General features: G+C 82.2%; 1 pseudogene. It reads left to right on the forward strand.

The annotated features are described in order from the left end of the window. Positions 1–528, forward strand: a pseudogene (locus CTKZ_RS21240) (glycosyltransferase family 2 protein); the annotation flags it as partial.

The following is a 528-nucleotide window of genomic DNA, read 5'->3' on the forward strand; positions in this document are numbered from 1 at the left end:
GGCCTGGTCGGCGCGCCCGACCCCACCGGGTCCCTGACCGCGGCGGCCGCCGCGGCGCTCGCCTTCGCCGTGGTCGTCGCGGCGTCGCCCTCGCTGCTGGTCCCGGGCACGCTCGCGGTGCTCCTCGTCGCGCTCGCCGCCCCGCGTCGCCGCGCGCGCCTGCTCCTGGTCCCCGTGCCCGCGCTGGTCGTCGCCGGCCCGCTCCTGGTCGCGGCTCTCGCGCGCGGGCTCGCGGGCTGGCGCCTCGTGCTCGCCGACCCCGGCCTCCCGCTCGCGTCGACGGCGGCCGACCCGGTCGCCCGGCTGCTCGGCGTGCCCGCCGACGCGAGCGCGCTCGTGCCCGATGCGCTCGGGGGCACGGTCGCGGACGTGTGGCCGTACCTGCCCGGAGGCGTCCTCGTGCTGCTCGCCGCGCTCGCGCTGGTGCGCGGCCGACCCGTCGCGCGCGGCGTGCGCGTCGCGTGGCTCGTCGCGGCGCTCGGCCTCGCGGGTGCGACCGTGGGCGCCGCGCTGGCCGTGGGCGTCGAC

The organism is Cellulomonas algicola (genome assembly GCF_003851725.1).
Classification (GTDB): domain Bacteria; phylum Actinomycetota; class Actinomycetes; order Actinomycetales; family Cellulomonadaceae; genus Cellulomonas; species Cellulomonas algicola.